We start from the raw sequence: 18,715 nt of genomic DNA on the forward strand, positions 1-18,715 counted from the left end.
CCGCCCCCGCGCCCGCCGCGGCACGACCGCACACCACAACTGCTCTGAAGCGCCGCGACGTACGAAAGGGGCGGGCGCGCATCGTGAGGGACTCCCGGCATGGTCGGCTGGTCCTCGTGCTGCTGCTGGCGATCTCTTTCGCCCTCATTACCGTGGACATCCGCGGTGGCCGGAACTCGCCCATCGCGAACGTGCGCGACTGGGCCTCGGCCGTGTTCGGCCCCGCCGAACGCGGTGTGTCCGCCGCTGTGGACCCCGTCGGCCGGGCCGTGAACGCGGTCAAGGACGCGGGATCCCACGAGGGCGACAAGAAGCGCCTGCAGGACGAGAACGCCAAACTTCGTCAACAAGTGGACAACATCGAGCTCGACCGCAATCGAGCGGCCGAACTGGACAAACTGCTCAAGGTCTCCACGGCCGGGCAGTACAAGGTCAAGCCCGCGAGGGTGGTCGCCATCGGCCCCGCCCAGGGCTTCTCCTGGACGGTCACGATCGACGCGGGAGCGGGCGACGGCATCAAGCCCGACATGACCGTGATCAACGGTGACGGGCTGGTCGGTCGGGTGACCCAGGTGGGTCCGATGACCTCGACCGTGCTGCTCGCCACCGACCCCGGTTTCTCGGTCGGCTCGCGCCTTGCGGGGTCGATGGAAATAGGGATCACCACCGGCCGGGGCGACCGACCGATGAGCCTCAAGCTGCTCAACGGTCAGGCCCAGGTCAAGAAGGGCGACCGGCTCGTGTCGTTCGGGTCGCAGGGCGGCAAGCCGTTCGTGGCCGGCGTGCCCGTCGGCGAGGTCGCCGAGGTCCGGAACAAGCCCGGCGAACTGACCCGCACCGTCGAGGTCAGGTCCTACGTGCGGTTCTCCAGCCTGGACACCGTCGGCGTCGTGGTCGAGCCGCCGCGCACCGATCCGCGGGACACGCTGCTGCCGGTGACGGCGGAGCCGACGCCGCCGACCGCGCCCGCGGCACCGCCCGCGCCTCCGGCGGCCGCCGAGCCGCCGCCGGCGACCACCGAGCCGCCCGCGGGTGCCCAGGCCACCCGGCCGCCCGCGGCGGGCGACCGTGCCAACAACGCCAACGCGAGCGGTGACGGTCGACGCAAGCCGTCGTCCGGCGGCGCGACACCACCGGCCGGAAGGGACTGAGACGGTGCGGATCTCCCGCGTCCTCTACGCCGCGCTGTTGATCGTCGCGGCGCTCGTGATCCAGGTCAGCGTGCTGGCCCGGCTCGGCCTGCCCGGCGCGGTGCCGGACATGCTGCTGCTCGTGGTGGTCGGGCTCGCGATGACGTACGGCCCCACCACGGGCTGTGTCATCGGCTTCTCGGCCGGTCTGTGCGCCGACCTCGCGCCGCCCGCCGATCACGCCGCCGGCCGCTACGCGTTCGTGCTCTGCCTGGCCGGCTACGGCGCCGGCCTGTTCGCCTCCCGCAACGCCAGACGCTCCGTGCTCACGCCGATCTCCGTCGTCGCGGTCGCCGCGGCGGTCACCACGGTCATGTACGCGGGGGTCGGCGCGCTCGTCGGCGACGGTGCCGTGCGCCAGGTGGGACTGACCAAACTGCTGCTCACCGCCGTGGTCTACGACTCGATCCTGGCGCCGTTCGTGGTGCCGTGGGTGATGGCCATCGCCCGCAAGGTCGATCCGAAACCGATGCTCTCGGGCCTGTCCCGGTAGGGGGTGAAGCACTCATGAAGCCCAGCCTGCGCAACGCCGGGCGCTCCAAGGGCGACGGCGCGCACCGGGTGCGCGCCCGCATGGTCGTCCTGCAGATCCTCGTGCTGTCGCTGATGATCACCCTGTTCAGCCGCCTTTGGTACCTGCAGATCCGCGAGGGCGACCACTACGCCGCGGCCGCTTCGCAGAACCAGGTCCGGGACGTGGTGACGCCGGCCGTCCGCGGCCAGATCCTCGACGACAAGGGCCGCCCGCTCGTCAACAACCGCACCGCCCTGGTCGTTTCGGTCAGCCGGACCGACCTGCTGCGGATGCCCGACGACGGCGCGGCCGTGCTGACCAAGCTCGCCAAGGTGCTCGAACTGCCGGTCGACGAGGTCAAGGCGCGTACCCGGCTCTGCGAGCGCAACGTGCCCAAGCCGTGCTGGAACGGCTCGCCGTACCAGCCGATTCCGGTCACCGACAACGCCACCACCCAGCAGGCGCTCACCATCATGGAGCACCGCGAGGACTTCCCCGGGGTGACCGCCGAACCGACCGCCGTCCGGCAGTACCCGGCGCCCGAGGGAGTGAACGGCGCGCACATCGTCGGCTACCTCTCGCCGGTCTCCGACGACGAGCTCGCCAAGCAGAAGGCCGAGGGCAAGAAGGACCTGCAGCGCGCCGACGAGGTCGGTCGCAGCGGCCTGGAACGCACGTACGATGCGGACCTGCGCGGGAAGTCCGGGGTCACCGGGCTGTCCGTCGACCACCTCGGCCGGGTCACCGGAACCGTGGGGGAGACCCCTCCGGTGGCCGGCAACCACCTCGTGACCAGCATCGACGCCAAGATCCAGGCGATCACCGAGCAGCAGCTCGACGAGGCGATGAAGCGGGCGCGCGCGACCTTCGACGCGGGCAACACGCACAAGAACTTCATCGCCGACGCGGGCGCCGCCGTGGTCATGGACGTCAGGACCGGTCGCGTGATCGCGATGGCCAGCGCGCCGAACTACGACCCGTCGGTGTGGGTCGGCGGCATCTCGCCGGAGGACTACAAGGCGCTCACCGACGAGAAGGCCGGCGTCCCGCTGGTGTCGCGGGCCATACAGGGTCAGTTCGCCCCGGGCTCGATCTTCAAGGTCGTGTCGACCTCGGCCGCGGCCGAGTCGGGCTACTCCACGAAGGCCAACTACGACTGCTCGCCGAGCATCTCGGTCGGCGGCCAGACCTTCAACAACCTGGAGTCCAGGGGCTACGGCTCGATCTCGCTCCAGCGCGCCCTGGAGGTCTCCTGCAACACCGTCTTCTACGGCATCGGCTACGACATGTGGCTCAAGGACGGCGGGATCTTCGGCAAGAACCCGAGGGACCCGATGGTCACGATGGCCAAGAACTACGGCCTGGGCTCCCCTTCCGGCATCGACCTGCCGGGCGAGTCCGGCGGCCGGATCGCCGACCGGGCCTGGAAGAAGCGCAACTGGGAGCAGAACAAGGACGCGTGGTGCAAGCAGGGCAAGACCGGCAACGACTACGTCGACAAGATCGCCAAGGAGAACTGCGTCGACGGCTGGCAGTTCCGCGCCGGTGACGCGATCAACTTCGCGATCGGCCAGGGCGACACCACCGTCACCCCGCTGCAGATGGCCCGGGTGTACGCGTCGATCGCCAACGGCGGCACGTTGTGGAAGCCGATCATCGGCAAGGCCGTGATCAGCCCCGAGGGCAAGCTCGTGCGCGAGATCCAGCCACAGTCGGCGGGCACGTTGCCGGTGAGCGGGCCGACGCTCCAGTACCTGCAGAACGCACTGCTCGGGGTCGCGCGCAACGGCACCGCGTCGGGCGTGTTCGCCAACTGGCCCAACGCGCAGGTGCCGATGTCGGCCAAGACGGGCACCGGCTCGGTGTACGGCAAGCAGAGCACGTCGTGGTTCGCGACGTACGCCGGTTCCACGGACGGTCCGCAGTACGCCGTGGTCATGATGGTCAGTCAGGGCGGCACCGGCTCCGGTACGTCCGGGCCCTCCGTTCGCAAGATCTACGAGGCGCTGTTCGGGGTCGACGAGAAGGGCGCGATCAACCCGGGCGCGGCCCTCCTGCCGAGCCCGCCCGCGGGCCTGCCGCAGGTCAAGGCGGACGGGACGGTCGTGCCCGCCGCCTACACCCTGCCGCCGCGTCCCGGCGGCGGCAACGGCCCCATCACTACCGCGTTGTCCGCGCCGGGGGCACTGCCGCCCGACCGCGTGGCCTACCGGACGGGAAGAGGTACATGAACCTGAAACTGCGGCCCGCGTCACGCGTGGCCGGGTTCGGTACGCCGGACCTGGGCCGACTCGCGCCGGTGTTCACACCGCGCCGGTCGATCACCCGGCAGATCATCCAGCGCGACGCCCCGGTGCGCCGCCTGGACTGGATACTGTTCGGCTCCGCGCTCGCCCTGTCGGTCGTGGGTTCGCTCCTGGTGTGGTCCGCGACCCGCAACCGGCGCGGACTCACCGGCGGGGATCCGCAGTTCTTCTTCAAGCGGCACCTGCTCAACCTGGCGATCGGGCTGGTGCTCGCGACGATCGTCGCGATGGTCGGTCACCGGCGGATAAGGGCGTTCTCCCTGTTCGTCGGCGTCCTCGCGGTGTTCGGCCTGATGGCCGCGCTGAGCCCGCTCGGCAGCACGATCAACGGTCAGCGGGCCTGGATCCAACTGGGTGCGGGCTTCTCGGTGCAGCCCTCGGAACTGGCCAAGATCGCGGTCATCCTGTGCATGGGGATGATCCTGTCCGAGCGGGTGGACACCGGGGACATGGACCGGCCCGGCAACAAGGCGGTGTTCTGGGCGCTGGTGGTGGCCGCGCTGCCGATGGGCGTGATCATGCTGATGCCCGACCTCGGCTCGGTCATGGTGATGGCGGTGATCGTGCTCGGCGTGCTGCTGGCGTCCGGCTCCCGGGCCCGGTGGATGGTCGCCCTGGTCCTGGCGGCGGCGGCCGGCGCGATGGCCGTCGTGCACTACGGCATGCTCAGCGAGTACCAGATCGACCGGTTCCGGGCCTTCGCCGACCCGAACTTCGACCCGGGTGGCGTGGGCTACAACACCGCGATGGCCCGTCTCGCGATCGGCTCCGGCGGGCTCACCGGCCACGGGCTCTTCAACGGTGAGCAGACCAGCGGCCAGTACGTGCCCGAACAGCAGACCGACTTCGTCTTCTCGGTGGCCGGCGAGGAGCTCGGGTTCGTCGGCTGCTGCGCGATCATCGGCCTGTTCGGGCTGCTGCTGTGGCGCGGGATCCGGATCGCGGTGCACGCCGACGACCTCTTCGGCACCATCGTGGCCGCGGGCGTGGTCGCGTGGTTCGCGTTCCAGATGTTCGAGAACATCGGGATGAACCTCGGGATCATGCCGGTGGCCGGGCTCCCGCTGCCGTTCGTGTCCTACGGCGGATCGTCGATGTTCGCGATCTGGATGGGGATAGGGCTGTTGCAGTCGGTGCACATGAGACACGCCGTCGCCTTCAAGTCGGCCTGACCCGACGCCGGGTCGCGCGCGCGGGCGGGCCCCCTCCGGGTTTCTCGGTAGGGCGGTCCGCCCGTGTCGCGTTAGGCTGGGAGGTCGATCCCCCTCCTCGCCCCTCGGAAGGACCGCCATGCCCGTCGAGTCCCTGTTCCCGCGTCTGGAGCCGCTTCTGCCCCAGGTGCAGAAGCCCATCCAGTACGTCGGTGGCGAACTCAACTCGACCGTCAAGGACTGGGACGCGTGCACGGTCCGCTGGGCCCTCATGTACCCGGACGCGTACGAGGTCGGCCTGCCCAACCAGGGCGTCATGATCTTGTACGAGGTCCTCAACGAGGTCGCCGACGTGCTCGCGGAGCGCACCTACGCGGTGTGGGGCGACCTGGAAAAGCTGATGCGCGAGCACCGGGTGCCGCAGTTCACCGTGGACGGCCACCGACCCGTCGGCGCGTTCGACGTGTTCGGCCTGAGCTTCTCCACCGAGCTCGGCTACACCAACATGCTCAACGCGCTCGATCTGGCGGGGATCCCGATCGAGGCCAAGGACCGCACCGAGGACCACCCGATCGTGCTCGCCGGCGGGCACGCCGCGTTCAACCCCGAGCCGATCGCGGACTTCATCGACTGCGCCGTGGTCGGCGACGGCGAGCAGGCCGTCCTGCAGATCACCGACATCATCCGCGCGTGGAAGGCCGAGGGCCGCCCGGGCGGTCGCGACGAGCTGCTGTTCCGGCTCGCGGTCACCGGCAACGTGTACGTGCCGCGCTTCTACGACGTGGACTACCTGGAGGACGGCCGGATCCAGCGGGTCGCGCCGAGCCGGTCGGGGGTGCCGTGGCGGGTCTCCAAGCACACCGTGATGGACCTCGACGAGTGGCCCTACCCCAAGCAGCCGCTGGTCCCGCTCGCCGAGACCGTGCACGAGCGGATGTCGGTGGAGATCTTCCGCGGCTGCACGCGCGGCTGCCGGTTCTGCCAGGCCGGCATGATCACCCGGCCCGTGCGCGAGCGCAGCATCAAGGGCATCGGCGAGATGGTCGAGAAGGGCCTGAAGGCGACCGGCTTCGAGGAGGTCGGCCTGCTGTCGCTGTCCTCCGCCGACCACACCGAGATCGCCGAGGTCGCGAAGGGCCTCGCCGACCGGTACACGGACGACAAGATCGGCCTGTCGCTGCCGTCCACCCGGGTCGACGCGTTCAACATCGACCTGGCCAACGAGCTGACCCGCAACGGCCGCCGCTCGGGCCTGACGTTCGCCCCCGAGGGCGGCAGCGAGCGGCTGCGCAAGGTGATCAACAAGATGGTGTCGGAGGAAGACCTCATCCGCACCGTCGCGACCGCGTACGGCAACGGCTGGCGGCAGGTGAAGCTGTACTTCATGGTCGGCCTGCCCACCGAGACCGACGAGGACGTGCTGCAGATCGCGGACATGGCCAAGAAGGTCATCCAGAAGGGCCGTGAGGTCTCCGGCAGCCGCGACATCCGCTGCACGGTGTCCATCGGCGGGTTCGTGCCCAAGCCGCACACACCCTTCCAGTGGGCCCCGCAGCTCGACCCCGCGGCCACCGACGCGCGGCTGCACAAGCTGCGCGACGCGATCCGCGCCGACCGCCAGTACGGCAAGTCGATCGGCTTCCGCTACCACGACGGCAAGCCCGGCGCGATCGAGGGCCTGCTGTCCCGCGGCGACCGCCGGGTCGGCAGGATCATCCGCGCGGTCTGGGAGGACGGCGGCCGGTTCGACGGCTGGAGCGAGCACTTCAGCTACGACCGCTGGGTCAAGTGCGCGGAGACCGCGCTGGCCGACGAGCCCGTGGACCTGGACTGGTACACGACCCGCGAGCGGGAGTGGAACGAGGTGCTCCCGTGGGACCACCTCGACTCCGGCCTCGACAAGGACTGGCTGTGGGAGGACTGGCAGGACGCGCTCGACGAGACCGAGGTCGACGACTGCCGCTGGAGCCCGTGCTTCGACTGCGGCGTGTGTCCTCAGATGGGCACCGAGATCCAGATCGGCCCGACCGGGCAGAAGCTGCTGCCCCTGAGCGTCGTCAAGTAGCCGCATAGTCACATAACACCGCATTTGGTGGCCCCGCTCCTGTCACGGGACCGGGGCCACTAACCTGCGCGGGTGACTGGAAACGGGGATCGGCCGGATCCGCAGCCGTGGGACACGGCGCGCGACAATCCGCACACGCGGGGCGCGCCGGAGCCACCGGCTTGGCAGCAGCACGCCGAACACGCGTACCCGCCGCACACCGGCGGCGGGCCCGAGCCCGGCGAGGGCTGCCTGTACTCGGTGATCCGCTGGCCCGCCCGGATCATCGCGCTGATCGTGGTGGTGCCGCTGCGCCTGCTGTGGGAACTGCTGAAGCTGATCGCCAAGGGCATCCGGATCCTGTTCTGGGACTGGTTCCTGCGCCCGATCCTCAAGGGACTCAAGGTCCTGCTGTGGGACTGGATCCTGTTTCCGGTCCTCAAGGGCCTGAAGATCCTGTTGTGGGACTGGTTCCTGTATCCGGTCGGCCGATTCCTGTACCTGTACGTGCTGCGCCCGATCGGGCGCGGGCTCGCGTGGTTCCTGGTCCACGTGATCATCCGGCCGATCGCCTTCGTGATCGAGCACGTCCTGGTCAAACCCGTGGTGCTGTTGTGGCGGTACGTGCTGCGGCCGATCGGGCGGGCGATCCTGCACGCGCTGCGGTTCGCGTGGGACGTGTCGACCGCGGTGTTCAACTTCCTGATCGTCCGGCCGCTGTCGTGGCTGTGGCGCAACGTGCTCGTGCCGCTCGGTCGCGGCATCGCGCTGACGTGGCGATACCTGGTCGTCCTGCCGGTCTCCTGGGCGTGGCGCAACGTGCTCGCGCCGATCGGCAGGGCCATGCGCGCCGTGTGGATGTTCGTCGTGGTCGCACCGCTGCGCTGGGTCGGGCGGGTTGTCCTGCGGCCGATCGGCAAAGCCACCAAAGAGGTGCTTCGGGCCTTCGGTATCGGGGGGCGCTGACCCGACACGTCCGGTGGCCGTAGGCTTGGACCGACTTCTGCCCCTACATTCGAGCCAAGGACTGAGCGAAACTGGCACGACGTACGCCCGAGGGACCGCCGCCCGCGCCGACGGTCCAGCGACTGCGCCTCCGGTACACCAAGCGCGGTCGCCTCCGGTTCACCAGCCACCGGGATTTCCAGCGCGCGTTCGAGCGGGCCCTGCGTCGGGCGGAAGTGCCCATGGCCTACTCCGCCGGTTTCACCCCGCACCCCAAGGTCTCCTACGCGGGCGCGGCGCCTACCGGCGTCGCCAGCGAGGCCGAATATCTCGAGATCGGCGTGGCCACACACTGCGACCCGGCCCATCTGCGAGACCTGCTCGACTCGTCCCTGCCGCTCGGTCTCGACGTCGTCGAGATCGTCGAGGCGCACGGCGGCAACCTCCCCGAACGCCTCGAGGCGTCGGTCTGGGAGCTTGCCCTCGCCGGGGTCACCGACGAGGAGGCCCGGCGCGCGGCAACCGCGTTCCTGGCCGCCGAGACCGTCGAGGTCCAGCGGATGAGCAAGAACGGCATGCGCACTTTCGACGCCCGTGCGGCCGTAGTCGATCTGACCGTCACCACCCCCGACGGGAACGACGCAGGTCACCAGGGTGTCGATGCGGGTAGTGGTTCGCCCTGTGCGATACTGCGATTGGTTGTCCGGCACACCACACCCGCCGTTCGACCCGACGACGTTCTGTCCGGTCTTCGCTTGGTCGCCGACCTTGTTACGCCCACCGCCGCCGCGGTCACCCGCCTGGCGCAGGGGCCGCTCGACACCGCGACCAATTCGGTGACCGACCCGCTCGCGCCCGACCGCGCAGCATCGGCGGTGGAGCACACCTCGCAGGGGGACGAGGAACTCCGGACCGGCCCGCAGGGCGGTGCAGAACCCGTCGTCGAAGCCTCGCATCGGTGACGACCGGGTACACGAGGCCCAAGGCTTGAATTTCCGACAGACTTATCGCCCGGTCCCGCCCGCAAGGTCGGGGTCGGCGAGTGAGAGAGAAGCTTCCGCGCGGCGCCCTGCGTTGGAGCGCCCGGAAGCGTGACGGGAGACAGACCCGCATGCTCGACACCGAGCCCAACGACACGCCTGAGACATCAGGTACACCCGGGGTTGTGAACTCCGGTACTTCCGACAACGACAACAGCACGAAGGACGACACGGCCACGACGCCGGCACCCCGCCGCCGTCGCAGGGCCGCCAGCCGTCCCGCAGGACCGCCGAGCGCGCCCTCTCCGGAGGCCGCGCCGGTTCCGGCCGCCGCGACACCCGAGGTTCCCGAGCCCTCCGACGAGGAGGACACGGAGGCTGAGGAGGCCGCAGTGGCCGACACCGCACCCGAGCCCGAGCCGGAGGCACCGCGACGTGCGCGGCGCACCCGCAAGCGGGTGACCGCGCCCGTCACCGACACGGCCGAGGTCGCGGCCGAGGTCGAGACCGCACCGGTACAGGCTGCCGAGCCCGTGCCGGTCGAGGTCGAGGCCGAGGCCGTCGAGGAGGCGCCGCGCCGCGCCCGTCGTACCCGTAAGCGGACGACGGTCGCTCCCGAGGCGACCCCCGAAGAGGTCACGCCCGAGCCCGCCGCACAGGTGGAGCCGGCCGCGGCCGAGCCCGCCCAGGCCGAGCCCGAGCAGACCGAAGAGGCCCCGCGTCGGCCCCGTCGGACCCGCAAGCGCGCCGTGCCCACGGCCGAGGAGACCGAGGCGACCCCCATCGCCGAGGCCGCCCCGGCCGCCGAGCCGGTCGCTCCGGTCGCCGTCGAGCCCGAGCCGGCTCCCGAGCCCAAGACCAGGGGTGGCCGCAAGGCGCCGCCGCCGGTCTTCCAGCCGCTGTTCCAGGCCCCGCAGGCCGCCGTCTTCGCCGCGCCGCAGCGCGCGGCCGAGCCGACCCCGCGCCGGCCGCCGTCGAGCCCGAGCCGGAGACCCGGACCGAGCCCGACGAACCGCGTGGTCGGCGTCGCCGCCGGCGCGCGCTGCCGGTGGACGAGGTGCACACGGCCGCCGACGCCGGGCCGGTGGACTCGCGCTACCGGGACGAGCAGGAGCGGCACCCGGGCCGCGCGGTCGAAGCGACCGAGCGCCCCGAGCCGACCGAGCCGTCCGAGCCGGACGAGGAGCCCGAGGGCACCGACGCGCACGACGACGCCGAGGGCGACCGCCCGACCCGTCGCCGCCGGCGCGGCGGTCGCCGGCGCCGTGGCCGCGGTGACGACAACGCCGACGACAACGGCTCCGACGAGGACACCGAGAACGAGGCGGAGGGCACCGGCGACGGGCCCGACGACGACGAGGACAGCGACGAGCCGGGCGACGCGGGTGCGACCACCAGCAGCCGTCGGCGCCGCCGTCGGCGCCGCCGCGACGGTGCCGCCGACGAGGTCGCCGAGACGCCGCAGGACGACCCCGAGCGCACGGTCGTCAAGGTCCGCGAGCCGCGCAAGCGCGAGGCCCGCGAGACCGAGAGCCCGACCGACGAGGTGCAGGGCGTCAAGGGCTCGACCCGCCTGGAGGCCAAGAAGCAGCGCCGCCGCGAGGGGCGCGAGCAGGGCCGTCGCCGGGTGCCGATCATCACCGAGTCGGAGTTCCTGGCCCGCCGCGAGGCGGTCGAGCGCGTGATGGTCGTGCGCCAGAACGGCGAGCGGACCCAGATCGGCGTCCTGGAAGACGACGTGCTCGTGGAGCACTACGTCAGCCACAGGCTCGACAATCAGGCGTACGTCGGCAACGTGTACCTGGGCAAGGTCCAGAACGTGCTGCCGTCGATGGAGGCCGCGTTCGTCGACATCGGCAAGGGCCGCAACGCGGTCCTGTACGCCGGTGAGGTCAACTTCGAGGCGGCGGGCTTCAGCGGTCCGCGCCGCATCGAGGCCGTGCTCAAGCCCGGCCAGTCGGTTCTCGTGCAGGTCACGAAGGACCCGATCGGGCACAAGGGCGCGCGGCTGACCAGCCAGGTCTCGCTGCCCGGCCGCTACCTGGTCTACGTGCCCGAGGGCACGATGACCGGGATCAGCCGCAAGCTCCCGGACACCGAGCGGGCGCGCCTGAAGACGATCCTCAAGAAGATCGTTCCCGAGAACGCGGGCGTCATCGTGCGCACCGCCGCCGAGGGCGCGACCGAGGACGACCTGACCCGCGACGTCACCCGGCTCCAGGCGCAGTGGGAGGAGATCAAGAAGAAGTCGAAGATGATCACGACCAGCTCCCCCTCGCTGCTGTACGGCGAGCCGGACATGACGGTCAGGGTCATCCGCGACATCTTCAACGAGGACTTCTCGAAGCTGATCGTCTCGGGCGACGAGGCGTGGGACGTCATCCACGACTACGTCGGCCACGTCGCCCCGGACCTGGCCCCGCGCCTGTCCCGGTGGACGAGCGAGGTGGACGTCTTCGCGACGTACCGCATCGACGAGCAGCTGATGAAGGCGCTCGACCGCAAGGTGTGGCTGCCCAGCGGCGGCTCGCTGGTCATCGACCGCACCGAGGCGATGGTCGTGGTCGACGTCAACACCGGGAAGTTCACCGGTCAGGGCGGCAACCTCGAGGAGACCGTCACCCGCAACAACCTGGAGGCGGCCGAGGAGATCGTCCGCCAGCTCCGGCTGCGCGACCTCGGCGGGATCATCGTCGTCGACTTCATCGACATGGTCCTCGAAGGCAACCGCGACCTCGTGCTGCGGCGCCTGATGGAGTGCCTGGGCCGGGACCGGACCAAGCACCAGGTCGCCGAGGTGACCTCGCTCGGGCTGGTCCAGATGACCCGCAAGCGCGTGGGTCAGGGCCTGCTCGAGGCGTTCTCCGAGAACTGCGAGCGGTGCAACGGCCGCGGCGTGATCGTGCACATGGACGCGCCCGAGACCAAGGGCCACGGCAACGGCGGCCACATCCACACCGGCAACGGCAGCGCCGGCACGGGTTCCGGGCGGCGCAAGCGCGGCAAGGGCACCGCCGACAAGAACGGCAGCGGCCCGATCACCGAGATCATCGAGACCGACGACATCGTGGACATCGATGCCCCGGAGCCCGAGGAGGCCGCCGAGGCCGGCGAACTCCCCGAGGTCGCCGCAGCGGTCGAATCGGTCGAGCCGGCCGAGGCCGTCGAGGCGATCGAGGTCGCGGAGCCCGTCGAGGCCGAGCCCGAGCCGGTTCCGCCGGCCGAAGCCGAGGCGGTCGCCGAGGTACTGGCCGCCGAGGAGTCGCCGGCCGAGGCCGCCGCGGCCGTCGACGCCGAGGTGGAGCCGGTCGAGCCGATCGAGGAGGCCCCGGCGCCGGCCAAGCGCGTGCGCAAGGCCGCCGCGAAGAAGACGGTCGCCAAGAAGGCCGCGGCCAAGACCGCGCCGGCCAAGAAGACCGCCGCTGCCAAGACGCCCCGGAAGTCGGCCAAGAAGGTCGCCGCCGAGGCGGCCGAGGCCGCGACGATCGAGGCGCCCGCCCCGCAGCCGGCCGCCGAGCCCGAGCCGAAGGCCGCCCCGCAGCCCGAGGCCGAGCCGGCCAAGCCCGCCAAGGCGGCCACGAAGCCGCGCAAGACGTCGCGGCGGGCCACCCGGCCCGCGGGCCCGCCGGAGGGCGCCGTGGACGGCGCCGAGCCGGTGTCGGCGGCAAGCGGATCCTGAGTCATACCGGGCCCGCCCCAGGTTCAAACACCTGGGGCGGGCCCGTTTGGCCTTCGCCCCCGGGCATCCTGTAACCTTTGCCCTTGGTGTGCTTAGGCACAGGCTCCTGAGCAACCACCCTCCGGGACTCGTTCCCGTGGGAGGCCCCCGATTTCTGTTCGGTGTGGCTGGCTTCAGGGGCTCGGACCCTGCAGAAAGAGAGATCCACGGTGTACGCGATCGTTCGCGCCGGTGGCAGGCAGCACAAGGTTGCCGTCGGTGACGTCGTCCAGGTCGACCGCATTCGCGGTGCGGCCGGTGCGGCAGTTGAGCTCCAGGCCATCCTCGTCGTAGACGGTGAAGCCGTGACGAGTGACCCGTGGGTCCTCGCGGGTGTGAAGGTGACGGCCGAGGTCGTCGATCACACCAAGGGCAAGAAGATCGACATTCTGAAGTACAAGAACAAGACCGGTTACCGCAAGCGCATGGGTCACCGCCAGCAGCACACCCAGCTGAAGATCACCGGCATCAACTCCGGGAAGTAGGAGAAGCGACATGGCACACAAGAAGGGTGCATCTTCCACCCGGAACGGCCGTGACTCGAACGCTCAGCGCCTCGGCGTGAAGCGCTTCGGCGGCCAGGTCGTCAACGCCGGCGAGATCATCGTCCGCCAGCGTGGCACGCACTTCCACCCCGGTACCAACGTCGGTCGCGGTGGCGACGACACGCTGTTCGCGCTGTCGGCCGGTGCCGTGCAGTTCGGCAAGGCGCGCGGTCGCCGCGTCGTGAACATCGTCCCGGCGGAATAATCACGCCGCGGCATTCGCTTTGACACCCGAGGGCGGACCCTATGCGGTCCGCCCTCGGTTGTTTGTCCCCAGTGTTTCGCCCCCCACCCGGGGAGCCTAGGAGGAATCCACGTGACGACCTTCGTCGACCGCGTCGTGCTGCATGTCGCGGCGGGTAACGGGGGCCACGGCGTGGCCTCCGTGCACCGGGAGAAGTTCAAGCCACTCGGCGGCCCCGACGGGGGCAACGGCGGCCGGGGTGGGGACGTCACGCTGGTCGTGGACGCCAACACCACGACGCTGCTCGAGTACCACCACTCGCCGCACCGCAAGGCCACCAACGGCAAGCCCGGCGGCGGCGCCAACCGGACCGGCCCCAACGGCTCCGACGTCATCCTCCTGGTCCCGGACGGCACGGTCGTCAAGCGACTGCTTCCGGACGGCGAGGAGGAATTCGTCGAGGACCTGGTCGGCAACGGCGCGCGCTACGTGATCGCCCAGGGCGGCCGCGGCGGCCTCGGCAACGCGGCGCTGGCGTCCCCGCGCCGCAAGGCCCCCGGCTTCGCGCTGCTCGGCGAGCCCGGCGAGGCCGGCGACTTCGTCCTCGAACTCAAGACGGTCGCCGACATCGCGCTCGTGGGCTATCCGAGCGCCGGCAAGTCGTCGCTGATCGCGACGCTCAGCGCGGCGCGGCCCAAGATCGCCGACTACCCCTTCACCACCCTGGTGCCGAACCTGGGCGTGGTCACCGCCGGCGACGTCGTCTACACCGTCGCCGACGTGCCCGGCCTGATCCCCGGTGCGAGCGAGGGCAAGGGCCTCGGCCTCGAATTCCTGCGCCACGTCGAGCGGTGCAAGGCGCTCGTGCACGTGCTCGACTGCGCGACGCTGGAACCCGGCCGCGACCCGATCAGCGACCTCGACACGATCGAGGCGGAACTGAAGGCGTACGGCGGCCTGGAGGACCGGCCGCGGATGGTCGCGCTGAACAAGATCGACGTGCCCGACGGCAACGACCTCGCCGACATGGTGAAGGCCGACCTCGAAGCGCGCGGACTCCAGGTGTACGCGGTCTCCGCGGTCAGCCGAGCGGGTCTGCGCGAGCTGTCCTTCGCGATGGCCGCCCAGGTGCAGAGCGCGCGCGACGCCGCGCCGCCGCCCGAGGCCACCCGGATCGTGCTGCGCCCGACCGCCGTCGACGACAGCGGCTTCACGATCACGCGTCGCGACGACGCGTTCATCGTGCGCGGCGCCAAGCCCGAACGCTGGGTGCGGCAGACCGACTTCAGTATCGACGAGGCCGTGGGCTACCTCGCCGACCGGCTCGCCCGGCTCGGTGTCGAGGAGGCCCTGTGGTCGGCCGGCGCCGTCCCCGGTGCCGAGGTCGTCATCGGTGACGACGTCACCGGCGTGGTCTTCGACTGGGAGCCCACCGTGGCCACCGGCGCGGAGATGCTCGGGCGGCGCGGCGAGGACCATCGCCTGCAGACGCATCGTCCGGCGGTGGACAAGCGCCGCGAGCGCGAGGCCATCGAGACGCAGTACGAGGAATTCGATCCCTTCTCGGAATCCTGACCCGCAGCGGGTCGGGGAAAGCGGGGCCAAGGTGCTCAGTGGGGCCGGCGCGGCGCGCGAGGACGTGACCTCCGCGCGCCGCATCGTGGTCAAGGTCGGTTCGTCTTCGCTGACGACCGCCCAGGGGGGGCTGGACGCGGATCGCGTCGACGCCCTCGTGGACGTGATAGCGGCCAAGCGCGCGGAGGGTGTCGAGGTCGTCCTCGTCTCCTCCGGCGCGATCGCCGCCGGACTGGCCCCGCTCGGCCTGCCGCGCCGACCGCGCGACCTCGCCACCCAGCAGGCCGCCGCGAGCGTCGGGCAGGGCCTGCTCGTGGCGCGCTACACCGCGTCGTTCGCGCGGTACGGCCTGCGGGTGGGCCAGGTGCTGCTGACCGTCGACGACGTCACCCGCCGGGCGCACTACCGCAACGCCTACAACACGCTCGACAAGCTGCTCGCGATGGGCGCGGTGCCGGTGGTCAACGAGAACGACACGGTGGCCACCGAGGAGATCCGGTTCGGCGACAACGACCGGCTCGCGGCCCTGGTCGCGCACGTCGTGCACGCCGACCTGCTCGTGCTGCTGTCCGACGTGGACGGCCTCTACGACGGCGACCCGGCGAAGGCGACGTCCTCGCGTGTCCCGTTCGTGCACGGATCGAAAGATCTCGAAGGCATCGAGATCGGCAAGGCCGGCAAGGCCGGCCTCGGCACCGGCGGCATGGTGACCAAGGTCGAGGCCGCCGGCATCGCGACCTCCGCGGGGATCCCCGTCGTGCTCACCGCGGCCCGCTTCGCGTCCGACGCGCTGGCCGGCAAGGACACCGGAACGCTCTTTCACCGCACCGGAGTTCGTACCGCCGACCGGCTGCTCTGGCTGGCCCACGCGAGCACCGCGCGCGGTCGGCTCACGCTCGACCCGGGCGCGGTCACGGCTGTGGTCGAGCGGCACAGTTCGCTGCTGCCGGCCGGCATCACCGGCGTCCAGGGCGGTTTCGCTGCCGGCGATCCGGTGGACCTGGTTGACGAAAACGGTCACATCGTGGCCCGCGGACTGGTCAACTTTGATGCGAAGGAACTACCGGGGCTGTTCGGGCGATCGACCCGAGAGTTGGCCCGGGAGTTGGGCCCGGCCTACGAGCGCGAGGTCGTCCACCGTGACGACCTGGTGCTGCTGCGCCGCTGAGCGACGACCACGGAAGATCAGCAGCTCGCCGACGGGAGGCCCGGCCGTGCCGGAGCGTGAGGATCGTCCTTGGGGCAACGCCGAACACGACGGCGCGGGCCGAATGTGGCACATCACGCTGACCCTGGCCGGCAAGGCGGGGGACCCCGACGACGTGCGTCAGGCGTTGGAGCGGCTCGCGCACGAACACCCCTTTCTGCTCGCGGGGCGCTATGCGGCCGACCATGCCGAGGTGCGGTATTGGGAGGAGGCGCCGAATTTGCACGATGCGGCGGCGATTGCCTTGCGGCTGTGGGGGGAGCATCGGCAGAGTGCGAATCTGCCGCCCTGGGAGTTGATCGGGCTGGAGGTCGTGGATCGGCCGACGTATCAGAAGCGGGCGAGTTCGCCGGCGCCGTTGCCGGTGCGGCCTGGGCGCGTTCAGCCGTTCTGATCGGGCTCCGGTCACCCGCGCCGCCAGCCCGCCCCGTGGCTCTCGCAGCATGACGTTCGTGGGTCGGCTCGGCGTCGTAGTAGTCGACGTTCACGATTCGACCGGGAACGTGGAACTACGGCGAGCCCCACGACCCTCCGGCCGTCCCATCTCGATATGGCACAGCCCACAGGGGGCGGCTCGTTGACCGCCCCCTCGGGTTGTCCCGGGTTGCGCAGAAGCTACTCGGCGTAGGGCGGGAGGACCGCCCACCTTCCCCCCGCGCAATCAGCGATCACGGTCTGTGTCCCGTCGGGGGCGACCGCGATTCGATACGCACTGCGCGACGGCCGGTCGTGCGCCTTGTAGTCGCTCCAGAGGCGAGCCCAGCAGATCGGCCAACCGTCGCGGCCCCGCCTGGCGTGCGATTCCGTTTGTGGTGATGGTCGCAATCGAGCCGTCCCGGTGCCAGACGGTAAGCGCGTCTGACGCCGAGTCGGTCAAGACGTCCTCCAGTCTCAGCCAGAACGAAACCAGGAACGTGAACTCGCTGTCGTTCCATGCCGTCACCGGCATCGTGCAGGGCTCTGCCGGCCCCTCGGGATTGTCGGGGCGCGGCATCAACGGTGCGCCATCGGCTGGGCGCAGGCTCATGAAGTACGCCCCGGTGGGCAGGAATCGCCCCTGCGCGCCATGCTGCTCGTCGATGTCGAGGACTGCGATTCCGGCACCGAGCGGGACGACGACCACTCCGCCGGGATGAACTGCGCGGCGCCAAGCCGCAGGAAGGCTGCTCACTCCACAGGTGGCGATCAGGCGATCGGTGCTGTCGGGCCGCACTACGCCGTCGCTGCCGCCGTCGCCACAGACGACGGTGATCTCGCCGTGTCCGGCGGCGTCGAGGGCCGCGCGAGCGGCGGATACCAGCTCGGGGGCAACGTCGATGGAGAGCACGTTCTCGTCTCCCGCGAGCCGCCCCAGGATGCCGGCGTTGTATCCCGACCCCGTACCGATTTCGGTAACCGTCACGCCGTGACGCACGTCAAGCGCGTCCAGCATGTCGGCCATGAGTGACGGCACCGTGGACGAGGACATGCTGGGCCATGTCGAAGTGAGCAGTACCTGGTCGAGGTAGACCCAGTTGAGCCAGTCCGGGTGTGTGTGGTTCACCTCCTCGGACACCCATGTGCCGTCTGCGATCTGATGGCTGCGCGTGAACCGAGGTACGTAGGTGTGGCGAGGCTCTTCCCGGAACGCGGCGGCCACTCCCGGCCGGAGCGCGTGGCCGCTGGCGGTCAATGCGTCGACCATGGCTGCGCGCCGTGAGACTGCTTCGTCGTCGAGTGTTGTCATGTGTTTGCGGCTTCCTCCAAGTAGTCGGCGATGGCTCGGCAGATGTCGTCGCGGTCGGGCGTGAAGGCCCATTGCCCGTTCGGGTTCAATTCGAGCGCCCAGATCGTGCCCGTGTCGTCTTGTACGAGGTCCCAAGCGGCAAACACCAGACCGAAGGCGCGGGTTACGGCACGGATGGCTGCCTGCACCGCCTCGGGCAGCGTCCCGGGTGTGTACGTGACGCCGTCCCGGCCGACTGCGCGGATGTCGAGGTACGGGCCCACCGCGGCCGCCTCGCTGATGAACAGGCGATCCGCCACCACCGCCACGCGGTACTCGGCCGACTTGGGCCCGATCTCGCGCTGGAGAAAACCGACGTGCCGTAGTCCACGTGGAGGGGGACGAGCAGGTCGGTTTCCGGCGCCTGCGCGAGGGCCTGTGCTTCGATGACCTTCTGCATTGTCGTGTCTCCTATCGGTTGGTGGGCCTTGTCGTCATCGACAAGGAATCCGTGGGGGCGGCGTCGGCCGGTATTTCGGCGGGCGACCGGAGCAAGGGGCCTAGGTCGTCTTCAACCACCGCTCCGATCACAACGGGCGCACTCGCAGGGCGGGTTCAGGTGCACCGTCGGGCTTGCCGCGCTCATCTCGT

14 protein-coding genes and 1 pseudogene are annotated in these 18,715 nt (G+C 70.5%); 13 read left to right on the forward strand and 2 right to left on the reverse strand.

The window, feature by feature from the left end; translation table 11 throughout:
* Positions 1-83: 83 nt before the first annotated feature.
* The 13 genes and pseudogenes from mreC (at position 84) to OG928_RS22940 (ending at position 16,753) form a co-directional block, all read left to right on the forward strand.
* Positions 84-1,151: a rod shape-determining protein MreC gene (gene mreC / locus OG928_RS22880; RefSeq protein WP_406286740.1), complete on the forward strand. Its 1,068-nt coding sequence runs from the start codon at positions 84-86 to the stop codon at positions 1,149-1,151.
* Between the two features lie 4 nt (positions 1,152-1,155).
* Positions 1,156-1,662, forward strand: a pseudogene (gene mreD, locus OG928_RS22885) (rod shape-determining protein MreD); the annotation flags it as partial.
* Between the two features lie 35 nt (positions 1,663-1,697).
* Positions 1,698-3,935 carry a penicillin-binding protein 2 gene (gene mrdA, locus OG928_RS22890; protein WP_406286743.1) on the forward strand — a complete coding sequence of 746 codons (2,238 nt, stop codon included), beginning with the start codon at positions 1,698-1,700 and terminating at the stop codon, positions 3,933-3,935.
* A complete protein-coding gene (gene rodA / locus OG928_RS22895; RefSeq protein WP_406286746.1) occupies positions 3,932-5,182 on the forward strand; it encodes a rod shape-determining protein RodA in 1,251 nt (416 codons plus the stop codon). Before mrdA ends, rodA begins: the two co-directional genes overlap by 4 nt.
* A gap of 118 nt (positions 5,183-5,300) precedes the next feature.
* A complete protein-coding gene (locus OG928_RS22900) occupies positions 5,301-7,226 on the forward strand; it encodes a TIGR03960 family B12-binding radical SAM protein (RefSeq protein ID WP_406286748.1) in 1,926 nt (641 codons plus the stop codon).
* Between the two features lie 72 nt (positions 7,227-7,298).
* Positions 7,299-8,171, forward strand: coding sequence for a hypothetical protein (locus OG928_RS22905; protein ID WP_406286750.1), 873 nt, complete (start codon positions 7,299-7,301; stop codon positions 8,169-8,171).
* A gap of 71 nt (positions 8,172-8,242) precedes the next feature.
* Positions 8,243-9,112 (forward strand): TIGR03936 family radical SAM-associated protein, encoded by an 870-nt coding sequence (locus tag OG928_RS22910; RefSeq protein ID WP_406291139.1) that lies wholly within the window; start codon positions 8,243-8,245, stop codon positions 9,110-9,112.
* Positions 9,113-10,178: 1,066 nt separating this feature from the next.
* Positions 10,179-12,809 carry an Rne/Rng family ribonuclease gene (locus OG928_RS22915; protein ID WP_406286752.1) on the forward strand — a complete coding sequence of 877 codons (2,631 nt, stop codon included), beginning with the start codon at positions 10,179-10,181 and terminating at the stop codon, positions 12,807-12,809.
* A 209-nt stretch (positions 12,810-13,018) separates the two neighbouring features.
* Complete coding sequence (rplU, locus tag OG928_RS22920) at positions 13,019-13,333, forward strand: 50S ribosomal protein L21 (RefSeq protein WP_406286754.1); 315 nt, start codon at positions 13,019-13,021, stop codon at positions 13,331-13,333.
* A gap of 10 nt (positions 13,334-13,343) precedes the next feature.
* Positions 13,344-13,598: a 50S ribosomal protein L27 gene (gene rpmA / locus OG928_RS22925; RefSeq protein WP_161359950.1), complete on the forward strand. Its 255-nt coding sequence runs from the start codon at positions 13,344-13,346 to the stop codon at positions 13,596-13,598.
* Positions 13,599-13,709: 111 nt separating this feature from the next.
* Entirely contained in the window at positions 13,710-15,152 is a 1,443-nt protein-coding gene (obgE, locus tag OG928_RS22930) for a GTPase ObgE (protein WP_406286757.1), read from the forward strand.
* A 64-nt stretch (positions 15,153-15,216) separates the two neighbouring features.
* A complete protein-coding gene (gene proB, locus OG928_RS22935; RefSeq protein WP_406291141.1) occupies positions 15,217-16,320 on the forward strand; it encodes a glutamate 5-kinase in 1,104 nt (367 codons plus the stop codon).
* 46 nt (positions 16,321-16,366) lie between these two features.
* Positions 16,367-16,753 (forward strand): hypothetical protein, encoded by a 387-nt coding sequence (locus OG928_RS22940; RefSeq protein ID WP_406286759.1) that lies wholly within the window; start codon positions 16,367-16,369, stop codon positions 16,751-16,753.
* Between the two features lie 267 nt (positions 16,754-17,020).
* On the opposite strand, the gene OG928_RS22945 is transcribed toward OG928_RS22940, so the two are convergent.
* Positions 17,021-18,085 (reverse strand): methyltransferase domain-containing protein, encoded by a 1,065-nt coding sequence (locus OG928_RS22945; RefSeq protein ID WP_406286762.1) that lies wholly within the window; start codon positions 18,083-18,085, stop codon positions 17,021-17,023.
* On the reverse strand, positions 18,082-18,393 hold the full coding sequence (locus OG928_RS22950) for a hypothetical protein (protein ID WP_406286764.1): 312 nt from the start codon (positions 18,391-18,393) through the stop codon (positions 18,082-18,084). The genes OG928_RS22945 and OG928_RS22950 overlap by 4 nt, the downstream gene beginning before the upstream one ends.
* Between the last annotated feature and the right edge of the window lie 322 nt (positions 18,394-18,715).

This window comes from Embleya sp. NBC_00896, from assembly GCF_045207785.1.
Lineage (GTDB): Bacteria > Actinomycetota > Actinomycetes > Streptomycetales > Streptomycetaceae > Embleya.